The organism is Amycolatopsis sp. WAC 01416, assembly GCF_003947485.1.
Taxonomy (GTDB): Bacteria; Actinomycetota; Actinomycetes; order Mycobacteriales; family Pseudonocardiaceae; genus Amycolatopsis.
The window spans coordinates 99302-116486 of the sequence record NZ_QHHX01000010.1 but is presented as its reverse complement, the minus strand read 5'-3'; the positions used below and the strand labels follow the sequence as shown (position 1 = coordinate 116486).

The following is a 17185-nucleotide window of genomic DNA, read 5'->3' as shown; positions in this document are numbered from 1 at the left end:
TCAGCCCCAGTGCGGTGAACCGGCCTTCACCGCGATGGCCCGCGCCTTCCGAAAGTGCTCGGCGGCCGCTTCTCGCAGGCCGAGGGCGGTGGCCAGCTCGCCGAGATAGTGCGCGACCGGGCGGAGGGTGAGCATCCCGCTCCCGGCGCCCGCGATCTCGTCCTCTGCCGGGAGAAGCCCGGCGTACAGGCGTTCCATCGCCGTCCGGTCGCCGAGTTCGATCGCGACGACGGCGGCGAGACAGGCGCGCGCCTCGTACAGCAGGTCGCGGGGCGAGTCCGGGATCGGGAGCACCGGTCGGCACCAGCTTTCGTAAGCGCCGTAGCTTTCTTCGCGCGCTTCGGGCGGCATGCCTCGTTGGATCCGGTCGCAGAACAGGGCGAGCGCGAGGATCCCGTTGTCCACTCCGGACATCGCGGTTCCGGCGAGACCCGCCGCCGCGGCGCGGTAGGCGGCTTCCCCACCGGGGCCGGTCATCGCGGTCCGCATCGCGCGATACCACCGGGTGAACACGCCGACGAGCGGAAGGGCGTACTTCTCCCCCAGTTCGTCCGCCGAAGCGGCGTGCCGGTCCGCGGCCTCGAACTCCGCGAGCGCGCTCTTCGCCTGCACGAGCACGAGATGCCCGAGTACCTCGAACGTCACCAGCCCATGCCGCCTGGAGAGGTCGACCAGTTCCGCGCCGATTCCGGCCCGCCGGGGTGCGAGCCCCGCGCGGTCGAAGGACTGCAGGAACCGGGCGTTGAGCGCGAAGGCCAGCAGCGCCGGGTCACCGATCCGGCGGGCGAGCGTCTCGGCTTCCCGGGCCGCGTCGCGGGCCCGCCGTCCGCCCGCGTTCCGCAGTTCGACGGCGAGCGTGGCCAGCAGACGGCACCGCTCGGCCTCCCGATCGGCCGGCAACGCGGCGAGGGTCCGCTCGACGGCGCCCGCGATCCGGGAAGCGAGTGCGGGATCGTCGCTCGCGGTCCAGCTGGCGGGGACGTCGAACGCGCCGATCACCCGCGCGGTCAGCAGCGGATCGTCCAGCTTTTCCGCCAGTTCCAGCGCTTCGGCCCGATGCCGCCGCGACTGGCCGAGGCCGCCCGCGACGGCCGAAGCACGCGCCTTGCCCATGATCAGCTCCAGCCGCTTCTCCACATCGGAGGCGCCGGACCGATCGAACGCGGTGAGGGCGGCGTCCCAAAGTCTCGCCGCTTCCGCCTGCGCGAAACGGCTTTCGGCCCGTTCGGCGGCGGCCCGCGCGTAGTGTGCGGCGCGGTCCGCGTGCTCCTCGGACAGCACGAAATGGTGTGCCAAGGCATCGACGTCGTCAGGACGCAGACCTTCCAGCGCCTCGGCGATCTCGCCGTGCTCGCGGGCACGGCGCGAACGAGAGAGATCGCGGTAGAGCGTGTCCCGCACGAGCGCGTGCGCGAACCGGAATCGACGCGGCGCCGGCTCGGTCAGGAATCCTTGCCGGACAGCGCTTTCGACCGCGTCGAGCGCGGTTTCCCCGGCCAGTGCCTCGAGTACGTCCAGGTCGACGTCCGTGCCGATCACCGCGGCCCGGCGCACCACGCCCCTCGCCGCGTCCGGTAGCGCTTCCAGCCGGTGCCGGACGACGTCGCGGACTCCCGGCGGCACCGCGTCCAGCGCGGCCATGCCCTCGGCGGCCAGCAAACGGGCGAGTTCACGGACGAAGAAGGCGTTCCCGCCGCTACGCCGATGGATCACCGCGGCGGTCCGTGAGTCGACTTCTTCTCCGGTCGTGACCCGGACCAGGCCGGCGACTTCGGTCTCGGGCAGGCCGCCAAGGTAGACGCGCACCGGCTCGTGGCGTGCGGCCCGGCCGAGGAAATCCGTCAGCCGCGCGGGCGGGTCGGTGCCTCGATGGGTCGCGACGACCAGCACCGGCTCGGCGAGCACCGCGGTCAGCAACGCGAGCGTCTCCTCGCCCGCCCAGTGCAGGTCGTCGAGGACGAGCAGCAGCGGCTTGGCGCCGGCCAGATAGGCCGCGACCGCCCGATGCCATCGCCAGCGCGCGGCGACGGGATCTTCGGACACCGGTTCCGCCGTCGGCGCGGGGCCGTATCCGGCGTCGGCGAGTGTCGCCAGGATCCGGGTCCACGCGTAGGCGGGCGGCACACCCTCGTCGTCCGGATCGCTCCCCCAGGCCGTGGCCCAGCCGCGTGCGGCGAGCCGGGCGGAGAACGCCTCGGCGAGCGCGGTCTTCCCCACCCCGGCGTCGCCCGACACGAGCACCAGCCGCGACCGGACCGCGGCTTCCTCGAGCCTGGTCAGCTCCGCGTCGCGGCCGACCAGCGGCCGTTCGGCGATCTTGGGCGGGGACGGCGTCAGCCGCGGCGCTTGCGCCAGGATGTCGGCTTCCAGTTCCCGCAGGCCGGCGCCGGGATCGATGCCGAGTTCGTCGGCGAGCAGCTTGCGCGCGGCGCGCAACACCGTGAGCGCGTCACCCTGCCGCCCGGCGCGGTAGAGCGCCAAGGCCAGCAGCCGGGAACCGTTCTCCCGCAACGGGTGTTCGCGCACCCGCGGTTCCAGCTCGGGGATCACCTCGGCGGCCCGGCCGAGCGCGAGAAGGGCTTCGGCACGCAGTTCCCCGGCCAGCAGCCGGAGTTCGGTCAAGCGGGAGACCTCGCCACGCGCCCAGCCTTCGTGGGCGAACTCGGCATACGCCGTCCCGCGCCACAACGCGAGCGCGGTGTCCACTTGCGACAGTGCCGCGTCCGCCCGCCGTGCGTCGAGCAGTTCGCGGGCAGCGGCGACGGCGGCCTCGAAGTCCCAGGCGTCGACGGACTCCGCGCGCAGGGCGTAACCGCGGGCGACCGTGACGAGCAGCCGCGCGGGCTCCCGGGGCGCGCGGTCCGGCTCCAGCGCGCGGCGCAGGGCACCGACGAACGTCTGGACGGCGCCGACCGCGCCCTCGGGCGGGCGCTCCCACAGGTCGTCGACCAGGCGTTCCACCGGCACGACGCGGCCGCGGGCGATCAGCAGCCTGGCCAGCACCGCCCGGTGCCGCGGCCCCTTGAGCCCGACGGCACCCCGCGCGTCTTCGGCCACGAGCGGGCCGAGTACCCCGAACCGCATCGTCACCTCCCGCTTCACCGACGGTGATCATCGTGCCCCGGCCGCTCGGTCGTCGCTGACCGGGTGCTGATTCGCGCCGGGGACGCTGGCGGTCATCACGGAACGACCAGGAAGGTATCCATGCGCATCACCGGATTCGACTACCAGCGGGTGCCCGTGGCGGACGGCGTCGCACTCGACGTCGCCGTCGCCGGGACCGGCAGCCCGATCGTGCTCCTGCACGGCTTCCCCGAGACCCACCTCATGTGGCGGCACGTGGCGGCCGATCTGGCGGCGGACCACACCGTTCTCTGCCCTGACCTGCGAGGATACGGCGAAAGCGACAAGCCCGAAGACACCGGCGAGACCTACTCGAAGCGCACGATGGCGGCCGACGTCATCGCCGTCGCGAAGGCGTTCGGCCATGACCGGTTCGCCCTCGCCGGGCACGACCGGGGCGCGCTGGTGGCCCTGCGGGCGGGGCTCGACCACCCCGGCAAGGTGAGCCACCTCGCGATCCTCGACGTGCTGCCCACGCTGGACATGTGGGACGTCCTGCACGGCACCGGCGCCGCGGTCGGCTTCCACCTCTATCTGATGGCGCAGCCGCCGGGGCTGCCCGAACAGCTGATCGGCGCCGCGCCCGACGCGTTCTTCGGTCACTTCCTCGACGCCTGGACACAGCGCGGCGACGCGATCCCTGCCGACGTCCGGGCAGCGTACCTTGCGGCCTCGCGAAACGCGGTGACGTCGATCGTCGCCGACTACCGCGCGTCGGCGGGCGTCGACGTCGAGCACGACAAGGCCGATCGCGCGGCGGGCAACCGGCTCGCCATGCCGCTCACCGTGCTCCAACAGGACTGGGGTGCCGCGCTCGGCTACGACGCCGTCGCGCTCTGGCGGGCGTGGGCGACGGACCTCGACCATCGGACGGTCACCTCGGGCCACTTCATGGCCGAGGAATCGCCGTCGGAGGTGGTGAAAGCACTGCGAGACCTGCTCGCACGCTAGAGCGGGTCGTGAGTGGCGATTCGGGTTAGAACCCGAATCGCCACTCACGACCCGCGGAACCGACCACGCCACCTCTGCCTCACCACCGGAAACGCCGTGGCGCCGACGGGGTCACGCACCGTACCGTCACCGCATGCCCAGGCTCTTTCCGGTGGTGGAACCCTTGCCGCCCGGCTATTCGTCCTTCGCTCTGTGGCCGTTTCGCGGCCACGACGGCGAGTGGATCCCCCTTCACCGCGAAATGCCCTCCGAAGACGTCGGCGCGGTCGTGCTCTCCCTCCTCGGACACAGCACGAGCGGCGAGCTCGCCCGGCCCGACCTCGGGACCGCGTTCGACGAGCTGGTGCGGCTCGAGACCCCTTTCCTCGCCGGCGGTCTGCTGCTCGAAGCCGATGGCGTCTCCCTCACCCCAGCTTGCTGCTGCGACCTGACCGACTGGCCGGACTGGCACGGGCTGACGCAGGGGAACGGCCCCGACCTCGGTCACGGACCGGGGACGGTGTTCGAGTTCGACGGCGAGATCATCCGGTTCTGGCCGGACGTGGACGACGAGGACTGGGAGTCCCCCGAAGGACGGCGGCTGGAAATCCGGCGTCAGGACCTCCCCGGCCTCCTCCAAGGTGTGCTCCGGGACCTCGTCGGGTTTCTCGACGCGCTCCGGGCATGGATGCGGAACGTCGAGCCGACTTACGCGGATCACGTCGTCGCCGCTGTACGCGGCTACTTGCGCGTCGGAGACGGCCCATCGGCCTGAACCGAACGGCCCAACCCTCGCCGCCACCGGCGGGAATAGACAGCCGTTCAGGTTTGGCCATCACCCGGACGGGTATCGGTTGTCGGCACGCTCTACGAGGGGCCCGACATGACACCCACTGCCAAACGCGCGCACACCGTCGCCCGCGATCTTCTGTCTCTCACCAGATCGGGTGAAGCCGACCGGCTCGCCACCGCGCTGGTGTCCATCGCGTCGTCCACCCGGCGGAAACCGGCGCTCGGCGAAGTCGTCGGACGACTGGTCGACACGTTCTCCTTGGCCGCCAAGGATCGCCGTCGTTCACTGCGGATCGGTGAACCGTTCACCTTGCGCCTGCGGGATTCCGCGGGACGGACGGTGCGGCCCGACAAACTCGACCCCGCCGTGGCGGCGATCGTCCGCGCCATCGCCGCCAGTGTCCGCGACGACCGGGACACCTGCGCCGACCAGATCGGCGAGGCCTGCGACAACGCCGATCTCGACCAGCGGATCCGGGTTCTCGCGCACTGCCTGGTCTGGACCTCGGATCTACTGAGCACCGATACCACGGCCTATCCCCCGGTGCTGTCCTGCTTCAAGGTATCGCCCCGACACTGTCCACAGTAGACATTGCGCGGTTCGGATGACTTCCGGCCCGTCGTGTGGACAACCCCCGCGCGGAACGGCAAGCTGGACCATCGCGCACGAAGTCCCAGTCCCCGATGACGGGCGCACCTTCGCGGCCACTTCCCCTGAACCAGGAGTGCAGACTTGGACGAGGTAGCGCCCTCGACGGTACCCGCGGACTCCCGCGCCGCCGCCACGGCAGGCCGATTGCCCAATCCGGACAGCAGATTGGTCCGGGCGGCCGTCGCCGGTGATCCGGACGCGGTCCGGGAACTGCTCCGTTTCCTTTCCCCGCACGTGTTCCGTTATTGCGCGGGCAAGGTCGGGAGCGCCGGAACGGGTGCCTGTGACGCACAGGACTGCGCGCAGGAGGTGTTGCAGGCGGTGCTGATCGCCTTGCCCCGCTACCGGTATCGCCCGGACCGGTTCCTCGCGTTCGTCCTCGGGATCGCCGGGCACAAGGTCGCCGACCTCCATCGGCGCCGGTCCCGCGAACCGGTGGCCTCGGTCTCGGAGATCGCCGACGGGCTGACGTTCTGGGCCCGCCGCGACCCGGACGAGATCGAACGGCTGGAGCATCGGTTGCAGGCCGGGACCCTGCTGGCGAGACTGCCGATGCCGCACCGGGAGGTGATCGCCCTCCGGTTCGTGTTCGGCCTTTCGGCCGAGGAGACGGCCGAACGGCTCGGCCTCCCGAGTGCCGGAGCGGTCCGCGCGGCCCAATTCCGGGCGCTCACTCGGTTGCGGGTGCTGCTCACCGAGCGGAACGCCCGTTACGCCGGCGATGTCCCGATCATCGGACAAATCCCCGCACCGGAGCTCGTCCCGGCATAGAACAGTCCACTTCGGACACTCGATTCCTTGTACGCCGCTTGTACGAGCGTCTTGCATCCTGTCCCCCTATCAGGGGAACCACTGGAGGACAGAGATGAAGATCCGATCGAGGATCGCCAGAGGTGCCGTCGGCACGATCGCACTGACCGGGGCGATCATGTTCGGCGGTGCGGGCGAGGCGCTGGCGGCGACGGGCACGGTGAACACCGACTCCGGGGTGGCGGTGACCGTGCGGTCGAGCCCGAGCACCGGCGCGAGTTCGGTCGGCACCGTCGCGAGCGGCACCGCCGTCACGATCGACTGCCAGATCAACGGCTCGACGGTGACCGGCAAGTACGGCACCACCGACATCTGGGACTACGTGCCGTCCAAGGGCGGCTACATCAGCGACGCCTACGTCTACACCGGCTCCGACGGCCGGGTCGCGCCGGACTGCGCCGGCAGCACCCTCTCCTGCTCCACCGCGGGCACCGGCAACCCGAGGACCTGCGCCGAAGCCGTCGCGTGGGCGAAGGCGCACGTGCACACCAACAACGATCCCAACTACTACCGCTGGTGCGACCGGATCAACTCGTGGGCCTACGGCTGGACCGCGAGCGGCTCGGAAACGGCCTACGTGCACTGGACCCAGATCCCGGGTTCGTACAAGCACCCCGGTGACACCCAGGTCCCCGCGGGCGGGCTCGCCTTCTTCAGCAACGGCGGCACCGGGCACACGATGATCTCCATCGGCGGCGGCAAGTTCCTGTCGAACGACATCCACGGCCCCGGCAGCTTCACCGAGACCACGATCTCGGAGATCAAGAACGCGTGGAACTACACCTACCTCGGCTGGTCGCAGCCTTGGTTCAAGATCAACCACTGATCGCGCGAGTGGCCTCGAAACGCTGCCGGACGAAGGGGTCCTCGTCCGGCAGCGTTTCTTCCGCACGCCAGGAGAAACTCGCGGCGGTCAGCTCGGAGAAGATCCACCGGCGCCGGACGCCGTCGGTGTCGGCCTCGATCTCGAAGCCGTCCTCCGTCCGCTTGCCGAGGAACGGGATCACCCAGCCGTTGCCGGGACCGAGCCAGGTCGACCGGAACGCGTCGATCTTCTCGTCGTAGAAGCGCAGGCTCATCCCCCACTCCCCGTCCACGCCGTCGACCCTGCTCGCCCGCGCCGGACTGATCCACACGTCGGCCAGCGCGCGGCCGTCGAGCGCCCAGCCGAAATGCCATTCGCCGTCGACGGTCCGCACACCGCCGTCCTCCGCGTAGTTGTGCACGACCAGGTCCCAGCTGCCGATCAGCGGCTCGAACACACCGAGCCGTCCGGCGAGTTCGGGGCGCGGTCCCGAGGCGGTGAAGACGGCGGCGATCCGTTCGGTGACGTCCATGCGGCCAGAATGACCATTTGACAGTATGCTGTCAAATATGACCGACCTCGTCCGCGACTACCGGCTGCTGATCGCCGACGTCTACGAACTCGCGGGGCTGAGCCGCCGCGTCAGCGAGCGGGAGGCGGCCGGGCTGGGCACGACGGTGGCCCGCTGGCATGTGCTGAGCACGGTGTCCGAAGAACCCCTCGCCGTCCCCGCCATCGCACGACGGCTCGGCCAGGTCCGCCAAGCCGTGCAGCGCGTCGTGGACGACCTCACCGAGGCCGGTCACCTGAGCGTGGAGCCGAATCCTTCGCATCGCCGCTCGTCCCTGTACGCCATCACGCCCGAGGGCGCACGACTGCTGCAACGGCTGTGGGACGCGAGCGAATCCCGGCACGACGTGCTCCACGACAGCGGCGTCAACCCCGAGGAGCTGCGGCAGGCCCGCGACACACTGCGCAGATTGTCAGCCGCGCTCAGCTCCTGAATCCGCCCTTTCGTCGCATCGTGATAAAAAGCGGCCACTCGATCGGGTTAGAGTTGACGGATGGGCAACGAAGCTCTCGCTACTCCCGCACCCCGGGAGCAGCGCGCGCTCATGCAGGCGATGCTCACCCGGCTACCCGAGTTCAGCGACCGCCTCGCCCGGCTGCTCAGCGACGAGGACGAGTTCTACCACCAGGTGGACAGCACCGCGCCGGAAGAGTTGCGCAAGGTCTGCCGGGCGAATCTCGAGCGGGCGCTGACCGCACTCGTCGAGGGGCGCGGGCTACCGCTCGACGCGGCCCGCAAGACCGGGCTGGCGCAGGCCAGACAGGGTATCCCGCTGCCATCCGTGCTCCGCGCGTTCCGGATCGGCGGGATCTTCGTCTACGAACGCCTGGTGGAGCTGGCGGGCCCCGGGTTCATCAACCCGGCCCGCACGGTGGAGATCAACGCAGGCGTATGGAAGACCATCGACCTCTACTCCGACGCGCTGACCACCGCGTACAACGAGGTCGCGGGCGAACTCTCGCACGAGAAGCTCGTGCTGCTCGATGGCCTGCTGCAGGGCCGCTTCGCCACCCAGGCGGAACTCGAAAACGCCGCCAAGGAACTCGATCTTCCGGCGGCGGGTACGTTCGTCGCCGTCGTGACCGAGCCCGTCGAGCCGAAGGAACGGCCCGGCGTCGAAGCGCTGCTGCGGGCGCGACGCTGGAAGTCGGCCTGGCGGCCCGGCGCCGAAATCGGACTGGTCGTGATCGACCGCGTCGAAGACGTCCGGCGGCTGCGTGACGTCCTGGGCACCCTGCCGCTGGCGGTGGGGATGAGCAGGCCGTTCAACGGCTTCCTCGAGGTGCCGGACGCGGTGCACCGGGCCAGGATCGCCCGCCGGTCGCTGGCCGCCGGCGCCGCCGGTGTCGCCGTCTTCGGCGACTCCCCGGTCACCACCCTGGTCGCGAGCGCGCCGGAGATGTCGCGGGACGTCTTGCGCTCCGTGCTGGCCGGGCTCCTGGTGCTGCCCAAACCCGAACGACAGGTCCTGCTCGACACGCTGGTCGCGTGGTTCGCCGGGCACGGCTCGGCCAAGGAGGCCGCGGACCGGCTGATCGTCCACCCGAACACCGTCCGGTACCGGCTGCGCCGGGTGCAGGAGCTGACCAGACGCGACCTGTCGGACCCGGTCGACGTCGGGGAGCTCTACGTCGCGCTGGAGGCGGTCCGCCTGGCGGACAACGGCTAGCCCCTTCTCTCCGGCGCCATGTCGGCGTCGATGATCCTCGCGAGGTCCAGCAGCGTGTGCCCGAGACCGGGCCGCGCGGTGAGCCGCACCGCGAGCGTGCGGCCGCGCGCGGTCGTGGCGACCGGCAGGGTCACTTCGGGATTCGCGGATCTCGTCCACTGTGGACGGCGCCCGGCCGCGGACAGGACGATGTCGGGATGCGGGGACCGCCGCCCCGGCCGCCACCGTGACCTCCTGGCGTCGAGGTCACGGATCACGTTGCCGTGCAACGAAAGCAACGTCGCGACGTCCGCGACGGCGTCACGAAGCTCGACATCGGTGATCGAATCCGAGTACGCGCCGATGTCCAGCACGCGGGAATCGTTCGGGTCCTGCGGCACAAAGTTCCTTTCCACGCACCGGAAGTCGTCCGATGGTGGTCCCGCTCACGTTGTTCCCGGGAACAAACATGTTTGGCTGCCTGGGCCGAATGGCGGCGCCGGTACCACCTTCCGGCCGCACGCGGTGCCTGTGACCGCCGGTCACACCTTTGACGCTGACCTGCGGGCGGGCCAGTATCTGACGACTGATTACCGATGGGTAATGTGGATTTTCCATGGTTCCACCAGGAGGACCGTTGCGACGTGCGTTGAGCCTGATCTTCTTGGCCCTAGGGGTGTTCTCCATCGCCGGCGCGGTGTTGCTGCCGACCTACGTGAAACCCGAACTCGCCAAGGTGCCACTGAACCAGGAATCGACGTCGGTCCTCGAAGGCACCGCGTCCAAGGTGCTCGCCGTGAAGACCGAAGGCGGCAAGACCGTCACGGAGATCCGCGACAACGCCAAGCTGAAGGCGACCGCCCGCGTGGCGGCGAACTTCGCGCCGCCGGAGATGCGTGAGGGTACGGACGTCGCCGTCTGGCTGCTGGCCGTCTCGGTCGTCGACACCAGCGACCAGACCGTGGTCAGCGCCAGCAAGCGGCAGGTCTGCTTCGACCGTCGCACCGCGGAGGGCTACATGCCGCCGGGTGGTGACCAGGAGGCGAAGTGCTCGGCCAACAGCAGCTTCGTCACCAAGCTCAAGGACAAGCCCGAGAAGGAGGGCGAGAAGCCCGAGGAGATCCAGGAGTACAAGCCGCAGCCCGGCCTGAACTTCAAGTTCCCCTTCGACACCGAGCAGAAGGACTACCAGGTCTACGACGACAACACCGGCCGAGCCGTCCAGGCCCGGTTCAAGGGCGTCGAGGACATCAAGGGCGTCGAGGTCTACAAGTTCGTCCAGGAGATCCCCACCACGAAGATCTCGACGAAGAAGGTGCCGGGCTCGCTCATCGGCGCCACCGGTGACTCCGTCGAGGCGGGTCAGTTCTACGCGGGCACCATCACCAGCTGGATCGAGCCGGTGACCGGGATCCAGGTCAAGCAGGAACAGCGCTCACACCAGGAACTGCGGTCGGCCGCGAACCCCACGCCCACCGTGGTCTTCGACGGCACGCTGACCTTCACCGACGCGACCGTCGACGCGATGGTCAAGCAGGTCGGCGAGAACAAGGGCAAGCTGGACTTCATCGGGAGCACCGGGCCGATCGTGCTCGGGGTCGCCGGCGCGGCCTTCCTCGCGCTCGGAGTCTTCCTGCTGGTGAAGCGGCGCCCGACGCCTTCGCGCCACTAAGGCTTACGCAGCACCAACACCAGATTCCACGACGCGACCTCCCGTACCCCGGGGACACGCGCGATCCATTGGGCCCAGGAGGGGTGGTAACGCGGGTACACCTCCTGAAGATCGGCGAGCGGCGTGGCCTCCCCCCACCGGACGGCCGCGCCTGCCGAAAAAGCGAACAGACTCTCGCCGAATTTGTTCTTCGGCTCCTTCCCGTTCTTTTCGAGATAACGCCGCCGGGCGTAGTGTCCACCGAGGAAATGCCACGGTGCCGTCTCGTGACCGCCCCACGGCGAATACCAGGGTGTGAACGAGGCGAAAACCGTCCCTCCCGGTTTGGTCACCCGGCACATCTCGGCCAGCATGACCTCCGGTTCGGAAACGTGTTCGAGGACGTTCGACGAATAGCAGACGTCCACGGATCCGGTGCGCACCGGCAGTTTCGTCCCGCTGCCGCGGACCATGTTCTCCCCGGCCTCTCCCCGCGCCGTGAGCTCTCCGACGTCGGGGTCTATGCCCAGGTAGGTGGCTCCGGCGGCGCGGAACGCGTCCGAGAAATAGCCCGGCCCGCCGCCGACGTCGACGATGGTTCGGCCGTTCAACGGAGTGTGCTGCGCCAATTGCCGGACGGAGTCCTCGGCGAGCACCGAGTAGAAACCGTCCGGATCCGTCTGTTCGGTGAGAAAAGCCCGGAACAACGTCACCGATCTGCGCAAGGTGGCGCGATGAGGCATCGCCGAACGGGTCACCGACCGATTACCGACCATCGAACCATCGCTTTCCGAGAATGATTCATCTACCGTGTACGCACCGGTAACCTAGCATTGTCGCTAACAGGTTGGGAGAACCACGATGGAACGGCCACGTGTGCTGCTCGTCAACTGGCGCGACACCGGCCATCCGGAAGGCGGCGGCTCCGAGCGGTACGTCGAGCGGATGGCGGAGGGACTCGCCAAAGCCGGATACCGAGTCGAAATCCAGTGCGCGGCGTACCCGGGCGCGAACGCGGGCGAATGGCGCGACGGCGTCCGCTATCGCCGCCGCGGCAACAAGTTCGGCGTGTACCCGCACGCGCTCCGGGCGATCCGGAACGCGCACGCCGACCTCGTCGTGGACGTCCAGAACGGGATGCCGTTCTTCGCCAGGCTCGTGGCGGGCTGCCCGGTTCTCGTGCTGGTGCACCACGTCCACAAGGAACAGTGGATCAGCGCGCTCGGCGAGACGGTGGGCCGGATCGGCTGGTGGATCGAGTCCCGGCTGGCGCCGTGGCTGTTCCGGCACTGCCGCTACGTCACGGTTTCCGAGATCACCAAGGGCGAACTCGCCGGCCTCGGCATCGAAGGCTCACGCATCACCGTGGTACCCAACGGTTTGGACACTCCCCCACGCGTCAAGGCCGTCCGGGCCCCCGAACCGACACTGGTCGCCGTCAGCAGGCTGGTGCCGCACAAGCGGATCGAGCACGCGATCGACGTCGTCGCGGAACTGAGCACGCGCTGGCCGACACTGCGGCTCGAGATCGTCGGCCAGGGCCCGTGGGAAGAGGTTCTGCGCGAACACGCGCGCGACCGCGGCGTCGAAGACCGCGTGCGGCTGCACGGCTGGGTGGACGAGAACGAGAAACACGAGATCCTGGAACGGTCCTGGCTGCACCTGTGCCCGTCGGTCAAGGAAGGCTGGGGAATCGTCATCATGGAGGCCGCCGCGCACGGCGTGCCGTCGGTGGCCTACCGGGCGGCAGGCGGGGTGGCCGAATCCATCGTGGAGGGCAAGACCGGCCTGCTGGCCGACGACTTCGCCGATTTCACCGCGCGGGTGGACGGGCTGCTCGCCGATCAGGCGCGCCGGAACGAAATGGGCCGGGCGGGGGTCACCTGGGCGGGCCTGTTCGACTGGGAGCACAGCGTGCACCGATTCGAATCACTCGTGCGCGACGTGGCCGGGGTGGCCATCCCCCAGCCCAGGGTCCTGATCCCGCAAGGCTTCCACGATCCCGTCGGCCAGCCCGGCCGCGGCGGCGTCGTCGAAGTCCTTGCGGCGTGCGCGCACGGTGACGGTGCTCGTCTCGCCGACGGTCGCCGCGCCGAACGCCACGCCTGAGCGGCCGCTGGCGGCGGGATAGAACGCGATCGAGGTGACCGCGTCCGCCGCCGAAACGACGCCGAGGTTGGAAACCAGATAGGTCGACCCGAGCCTGCCCGCCAGCAGCCGGGTGCCCAGCCGGGCGATTCTGCTGCTGCGGGCGGGGAAATCGGGTTCCGGCGGCTGAGTGGCCAGCAGCGCGCCCACTTCGGCGACCGAGGGCTCGCGGCCGACCCGCAACCGGAAGAACGCGCTGTCGTGCTCGGGTTCCGGGGCGGCGCCGCCCCGACAGGAGGCACCCACCGCGGCCACCACCCTGGCGGTCTCCTCACCGTGCCGGGCGTTCCACGTCTCGGTCAGGTTCGCGGCGGCCGCCGTGAAGGCCGCGGATCCCAGGCGCGCGCGAGGGAGAATCCGGGCACTGAACACGTCTCCTGAGCCACTTTCGGCCCGTTCCGGGGTGATCCTGGCCGGTGGCGCGAAAAGCGCTTCAGCGAGCCGCTGGAAGGCCGACGTGAGAAAGGATCGATCCGCCGTACGCGCGCCGATGCCCTTGGCGGCGGACGAGATCGGGATGTCGAGGGCCAGGCCGAGGACGGCGAGCAGGCCGAGACCGTCGAGCGCGCCGTGGTGCGCGGCGATCAGCACGACGGGTTCGTCGACGCCGACGGCGACGCGAAGCAACGGCGCGCCGCGTTCGTACGACGCCTCGGCGAAGCGATCACGGATCGCCGGAAGTTCTTCACCGGCAACGGCTTCGACGTCGGGAGCGGCCCCGAGCCATGGCCGTTCCCCGACGGCGACCGCCAGCCGCATCCGCGCCTTTTCCGGTGTCAGCACCGAAGACAGCTTCGCTTCCAGGAGGATGCTCCAGGAAACGGTGGGGTCGCCGTAGAGCCCGACGACCCGGCCGGCGTGGTCGGAGGCGAGCTGGGACACCGGCTCAGCGGTTGCCGTAAATGATGTGCTCCGGGCTCGAATTCGGGTTGAACTGCTCCTTGATCTTCGCCTGCACCTGGGGTGCGGCGTCCGGATCGGCGGTGTTCGTCAGCGCGTAACTCCCGCCCGCGGCCGTTGCGAGCCCGATGATGACGGCGGCGGCCGCGCCGATGAGGGTACCCAAGACCTACTCCTTCCGCGGCAGGGAATTCCTGCGTCGGCTCAATGTACGCACCGGTAACTTGAGGCACAACAGTGCGGCGGCGATCGAGAGCAGTGCTACTCCGTTTGCCAGCACCACGGGGATCGGTGATCGCGTCTCGGTCACGGCGGGCTCACCGGGAGTGCGGTAAAGCGTGAGCCAGTCACCGGACCACACCCGTTCCGCGCCGGTCAGCAACCGCGCGTCGACCCGTCCCGGCGTCCCGTGTTCGACCAGGATCCAGCCGATTCCGGCCGCGGACAGGTCCTCGGGCGACTTCGCGGCGCGGACACGGTCCATTCTGGAATCCTCGCCGGAGATCTCCTCGCCGCCGACCCGCAACGTGTCGTCGACGAGAACGGTTTCGGGCAGCGCGCGCGGCGCCGGGTCCAACTGGGTCCGGTGGTCGTTCCAGGCGAAACTCCGGAACGTGGACAGTGGAAGCGCGACGACGTCGCCGGGGCGGTCGTCTTCCGCCAGCACCCGGTGGACGGCGTTCCAGTCCTCCGGGTAAGGCACCGCTTCGATCCGCCCCCAGCCGCCCCAGGCGAGATCGGGCATGGTGAGCAAGGGAAAGAGCGCGGCCGCCACGATGAGCGCCCCGCGCGCAGCGCCGGTCCGCAGACGTGTCGCGGCGGCTTCGGCCGCGAGCGCGAACCCGAGCGCGACCGGAAGGGCCCACCACGCCACCCATTTCTGCGCGTCCCGCAGCAGTCCCGCGCCGGGAACGTGCCCCATAGCCCAGGACAGCACGGGTTCGCCGAACGGCAGCGTCGCCAGCGCGGCGAGCACGACACCGAGAACTCCCAGCAGCACCAACGCTCTCGCGGGCGGCGTCCCCCACCTTCGTACCAGGGGACGGATCCCGGTCAGCGCCACGGCGACCGTGACGAGGATCAGTACCGGGGCCATCGGCGCGCCCCGGCTGCCGGGGACGACGTCGCCGTTCCAGATGCCGCCGAGCCCGAGCACGCTCAGGATCGCCGGGCCCCAGCTTTCGGCGCGGGCGCTGAACGCGGCAACCCCGGCTGGATCGGACAACGTGCCGCCGTCGTGCAGGAATGTCGGCACGAGCCACGGCAGGTTGAGCACGACGGCGAGACCGAGGGTGTGGCCGAGTTTCCGAGGCCCGGCCAGGACGATCGCCGTGAGCGCGGCCAGTACACCGCCCGGCGGGGTGAGCACCGCGGGGGCGCAGGCGAGCACCAGCCGCGCGAGCGCTCTCGACTCGTCCCGGCGCAGGGAAAGCGCGGCGCGCGCGATCCACGGGAGGCAGGCGTAGGTGAGCAGGAGCGGCCAATGCCCGATGAACAACCGTTCCGCGAAATAGGCCGTCCACGCATATGCGGTGGCGGCGACGATCCGCGTACCGAGTTGCTCCGTCGGCACCAGCCGTGCTGCGCCATATGCCGCGGCGAAGAGCGAAAGCAGCAGGACGATTTTCTGCACCACATCGCCGGGAATCACCGCTGTCGCGAGCGCGATCACGGCGTCGGCGGGGACGGAACGAGGTAGAGCGGAACCGAGGCCCAATGCGTCCGGGACCAGCGACTGACGCTGGGCGAACACCATGTCGTAGCTCAGGACGAAGCCGCGTCCGAGCACCGGCAGGAACACCAGCGACGCGAGCCCCGCCGACACCGCGGCCAGGACGAGCCGCTCACGCCGTGCGTCCAACTGCCCTTTCCTTTCCGCGCCGATCGCGGTTATGGTCGCTCGATTACTCGCCGGTAATAGGAGCGCCGTTGAGCTTAGACGTCGAGGTCGACCAGACCAGAACCGACAAGCGTGTCGCGGCGATCCTCGTTTCGCTCGCGCTGGCGGCCAACAACGCCGGTGCCTACGCGCTGAGCATCGTCGCCGCCCGGCTGCTCGCGCCGAGCGCGTTCGGTGAACTGAGTTCACTGCTGGCGGTGCTGGTGATCGGTGTCGTCCCCGCGATGGGCCTGCAAACCGTGGTCGCCCTGCGCGTCGCTCGCAAGCCTCAAGACTCGGGAACGCTACTGGCGCTGGGCCTCACGACGAGCGCCATCGTCGCGGCCATCGGCCTGCTGCTGGCGCCGGTGCTGGTCTTCGTGCTGCACCTGGATTCCGTCGTGCCGGCGCTGCTGCTCGCCGTCACACTCGGCCCGCTGACGCTGCTCGGCCTTTTCCACGGTCTGCTGCAGGGCAGCGGCCGGTTCGCCCGCCTGGCCGGGCTCATGTCACTCGAAGGCGCGGGCAAGGTCGGCGGCTCGCTGCTCGGACTGCTGATCGGCGGCGACGCCACCGGCGCGCTGGCAGGCACCGCGATCGGCTCGTACCTGGTGATCTTCTGCGGCTGGCTCCTCTGTGGACGGCAACGACCGCGGAAGGCGGGCTGGCACGCGGGCGAGGTCCTGCACGCGGCGCAGGCGATGCTGGCGCTGGTCCTGCTGGTGAACCTCGACCTGGTACTGGCGCGCCACACCCTCCCCGCGAACGAGGCGGGCGAGTACGCGCTCGGCGCGATCGTCACGAAAATCGCCTACTGGCTCCCCCAAGCGGTCGGTGTCCTGGTGCTCCCCCGCTTCGCGAACGGCGACGACCGGCGCCGCATCCTGCCCGCCGCCCTGGCCGTCTGCGCCGCCCTCGACGCCGTCGTACTCCTCGTCTCGGTGGTCGCCGGTCCACGCTTGCTCTCCTTCATCGGCGGCCCCGGCTACGCCGCCAGCACCATGCCGGTCTGGCCGTTCGCCCTCGCCGGCTCGATGCTCGCGCTGGTCCAGATCCTGCTGTTCTCCCGCCTCGCCGCCGGCGACCGGCGGGTGACCGTGCTGATGTGGACGACGGTGGTGGTGGAGACGGTGCTGGTGACCGCTTGGCTGCACTCTTCGGCGGTTCAGGTGGTCACTGTCGCGTCTTGCTGTGCCGGGGGTTTGGCACTTTCCGGCGCCGTTCTGGAGTGGCGGTCGCGTCGGACTTGAGGGGCACTGTGTGGATTTTGGGACGT

Annotated in this window: 16 protein-coding genes; 10 read left to right on the top strand and 6 right to left on the bottom strand. The window is 69.9% G+C overall.

The window, feature by feature from the left end:
- Positions 1-3084 carry an AfsR/SARP family transcriptional regulator gene (locus tag DL990_RS31585; RefSeq protein ID WP_199746684.1) on the bottom strand — a complete coding sequence of 1028 codons (3084 nt, stop codon included), beginning with the start codon at positions 3082-3084 and terminating at the stop codon, positions 1-3.
- Between the two features lie 120 nt (positions 3085-3204).
- Here DL990_RS31585 and DL990_RS31580 point away from each other — a divergent pair, with 120 nt between their 5' ends.
- The 5 genes from DL990_RS31580 to DL990_RS31560 all read left to right on the top strand — a co-directional run bounded on the left by DL990_RS31580 (position 3205) and on the right by DL990_RS31560 (position 7133).
- A complete protein-coding gene (locus tag DL990_RS31580; protein WP_125800866.1) occupies positions 3205-4074 on the top strand; it encodes an alpha/beta fold hydrolase in 870 nt (289 codons plus the stop codon).
- A 133-nt stretch (positions 4075-4207) separates the two neighbouring features.
- Entirely contained in the window at positions 4208-4828 is a 621-nt protein-coding gene (locus DL990_RS31575) for a hypothetical protein (RefSeq protein ID WP_125800865.1), read from the top strand.
- A gap of 108 nt (positions 4829-4936) precedes the next feature.
- Positions 4937-5434, top strand: coding sequence for a hypothetical protein (locus tag DL990_RS31570; protein ID WP_125800864.1), 498 nt, complete (start codon positions 4937-4939; stop codon positions 5432-5434).
- Between the two features lie 144 nt (positions 5435-5578).
- Positions 5579-6268: a sigma-70 family RNA polymerase sigma factor gene (locus DL990_RS31565; protein WP_125800863.1), complete on the top strand. Its 690-nt coding sequence runs from the start codon at positions 5579-5581 to the stop codon at positions 6266-6268.
- Positions 6269-6362: 94 nt separating this feature from the next.
- Positions 6363-7133 (top strand): hypothetical protein, encoded by a 771-nt coding sequence (locus DL990_RS31560; RefSeq protein ID WP_125800862.1) that lies wholly within the window; start codon positions 6363-6365, stop codon positions 7131-7133.
- Here DL990_RS31560 and DL990_RS31555 read toward each other — a convergent pair.
- Complete coding sequence (locus tag DL990_RS31555; protein WP_125800861.1) at positions 7123-7644, bottom strand: hypothetical protein; 522 nt, start codon at positions 7642-7644, stop codon at positions 7123-7125. The genes DL990_RS31560 and DL990_RS31555 overlap by 11 nt on opposite strands.
- A gap of 37 nt (positions 7645-7681) precedes the next feature.
- Here DL990_RS31555 and DL990_RS31550 point away from each other — a divergent pair, with 37 nt between their 5' ends.
- Both DL990_RS31550 and DL990_RS31545 read left to right on the top strand, forming a co-directional pair.
- Entirely contained in the window at positions 7682-8116 is a 435-nt protein-coding gene (locus tag DL990_RS31550) for a MarR family winged helix-turn-helix transcriptional regulator (protein WP_125800860.1), read from the top strand.
- A 60-nt stretch (positions 8117-8176) separates the two neighbouring features.
- Positions 8177-9352 (top strand): CdaR family transcriptional regulator, encoded by a 1176-nt coding sequence (locus tag DL990_RS31545; protein ID WP_125800859.1) that lies wholly within the window; start codon positions 8177-8179, stop codon positions 9350-9352.
- Here the strand turns inward: DL990_RS31545 and DL990_RS31540 are convergent.
- On the bottom strand, positions 9349-9732 hold the full coding sequence (locus DL990_RS31540) for a hypothetical protein (RefSeq protein WP_125786342.1): 384 nt from the start codon (positions 9730-9732) through the stop codon (positions 9349-9351). The two genes, DL990_RS31545 and DL990_RS31540, sit on opposite strands and share 4 nt — an antisense overlap.
- A gap of 236 nt (positions 9733-9968) precedes the next feature.
- Between DL990_RS31540 and DL990_RS31535 the strand changes: the two genes are divergently transcribed.
- Positions 9969-11003, top strand: a complete 1035-nt coding sequence (locus DL990_RS31535; RefSeq protein ID WP_158632671.1) for a DUF3068 domain-containing protein — start codon at positions 9969-9971, stop codon at positions 11001-11003.
- On the opposite strand, the gene DL990_RS31530 is transcribed toward DL990_RS31535, so the two are convergent.
- Positions 11000-11695: a bifunctional 2-polyprenyl-6-hydroxyphenol methylase/3-demethylubiquinol 3-O-methyltransferase UbiG gene (locus tag DL990_RS31530; protein ID WP_125800858.1), complete on the bottom strand. Its 696-nt coding sequence runs from the start codon at positions 11693-11695 to the stop codon at positions 11000-11002. The two genes, DL990_RS31535 and DL990_RS31530, sit on opposite strands and share 4 nt — an antisense overlap.
- A gap of 163 nt (positions 11696-11858) precedes the next feature.
- Between DL990_RS31530 and DL990_RS31525 the strand changes: the two genes are divergently transcribed.
- Positions 11859-13091, top strand: a complete 1233-nt coding sequence (locus DL990_RS31525) for a glycosyltransferase family 4 protein (RefSeq protein ID WP_125801033.1) — start codon at positions 11859-11861, stop codon at positions 13089-13091.
- 925 nt (positions 13092-14016) lie between these two features.
- Here the strand turns inward: DL990_RS31525 and DL990_RS31520 are convergent.
- Positions 14017-14196 (bottom strand): hypothetical protein, encoded by a 180-nt coding sequence (locus tag DL990_RS31520; protein ID WP_125786340.1) that lies wholly within the window; start codon positions 14194-14196, stop codon positions 14017-14019.
- A gap of 3 nt (positions 14197-14199) precedes the next feature.
- Positions 14200-15891 carry a hypothetical protein gene (locus DL990_RS31515; protein ID WP_125800857.1) on the bottom strand — a complete coding sequence of 564 codons (1692 nt, stop codon included), beginning with the start codon at positions 15889-15891 and terminating at the stop codon, positions 14200-14202.
- 68 nt (positions 15892-15959) lie between these two features.
- Here DL990_RS31515 and DL990_RS31510 point away from each other — a divergent pair, with 68 nt between their 5' ends.
- Positions 15960-17159 carry a lipopolysaccharide biosynthesis protein gene (locus DL990_RS31510; RefSeq protein WP_125800856.1) on the top strand — a complete coding sequence of 400 codons (1200 nt, stop codon included), beginning with the start codon at positions 15960-15962 and terminating at the stop codon, positions 17157-17159.
- Positions 17160-17185 lie beyond the last annotated feature (26 nt).

Coding starts and splice junctions, on each gene's coding strand:
- DL990_RS31585 (WP_199746684.1), bottom strand. CDS start 3,084: ATGCGGTTCGGGGTACTCGGCCCGCTCGTGGCCGAAGACGCGCGGGGT.
- DL990_RS31580 (WP_125800866.1), top strand. CDS start 3,205: ATGCGCATCACCGGATTCGACTACCAGCGGGTGCCCGTGGCGGACGGC.
- DL990_RS31575 (WP_125800865.1), top strand. CDS start 4,208: ATGCCCAGGCTCTTTCCGGTGGTGGAACCCTTGCCGCCCGGCTATTCG.
- DL990_RS31570 (WP_125800864.1), top strand. CDS start 4,937: ATGACACCCACTGCCAAACGCGCGCACACCGTCGCCCGCGATCTTCTG.
- DL990_RS31560 (WP_125800862.1), top strand. CDS start 6,363: ATGAAGATCCGATCGAGGATCGCCAGAGGTGCCGTCGGCACGATCGCA.
- DL990_RS31555 (WP_125800861.1), bottom strand. CDS start 7,644: ATGGACGTCACCGAACGGATCGCCGCCGTCTTCACCGCCTCGGGACCG.
- DL990_RS31550 (WP_125800860.1), top strand. CDS start 7,682: ATGACCGACCTCGTCCGCGACTACCGGCTGCTGATCGCCGACGTCTAC.
- DL990_RS31545 (WP_125800859.1), top strand. CDS start 8,177: ATGGGCAACGAAGCTCTCGCTACTCCCGCACCCCGGGAGCAGCGCGCG.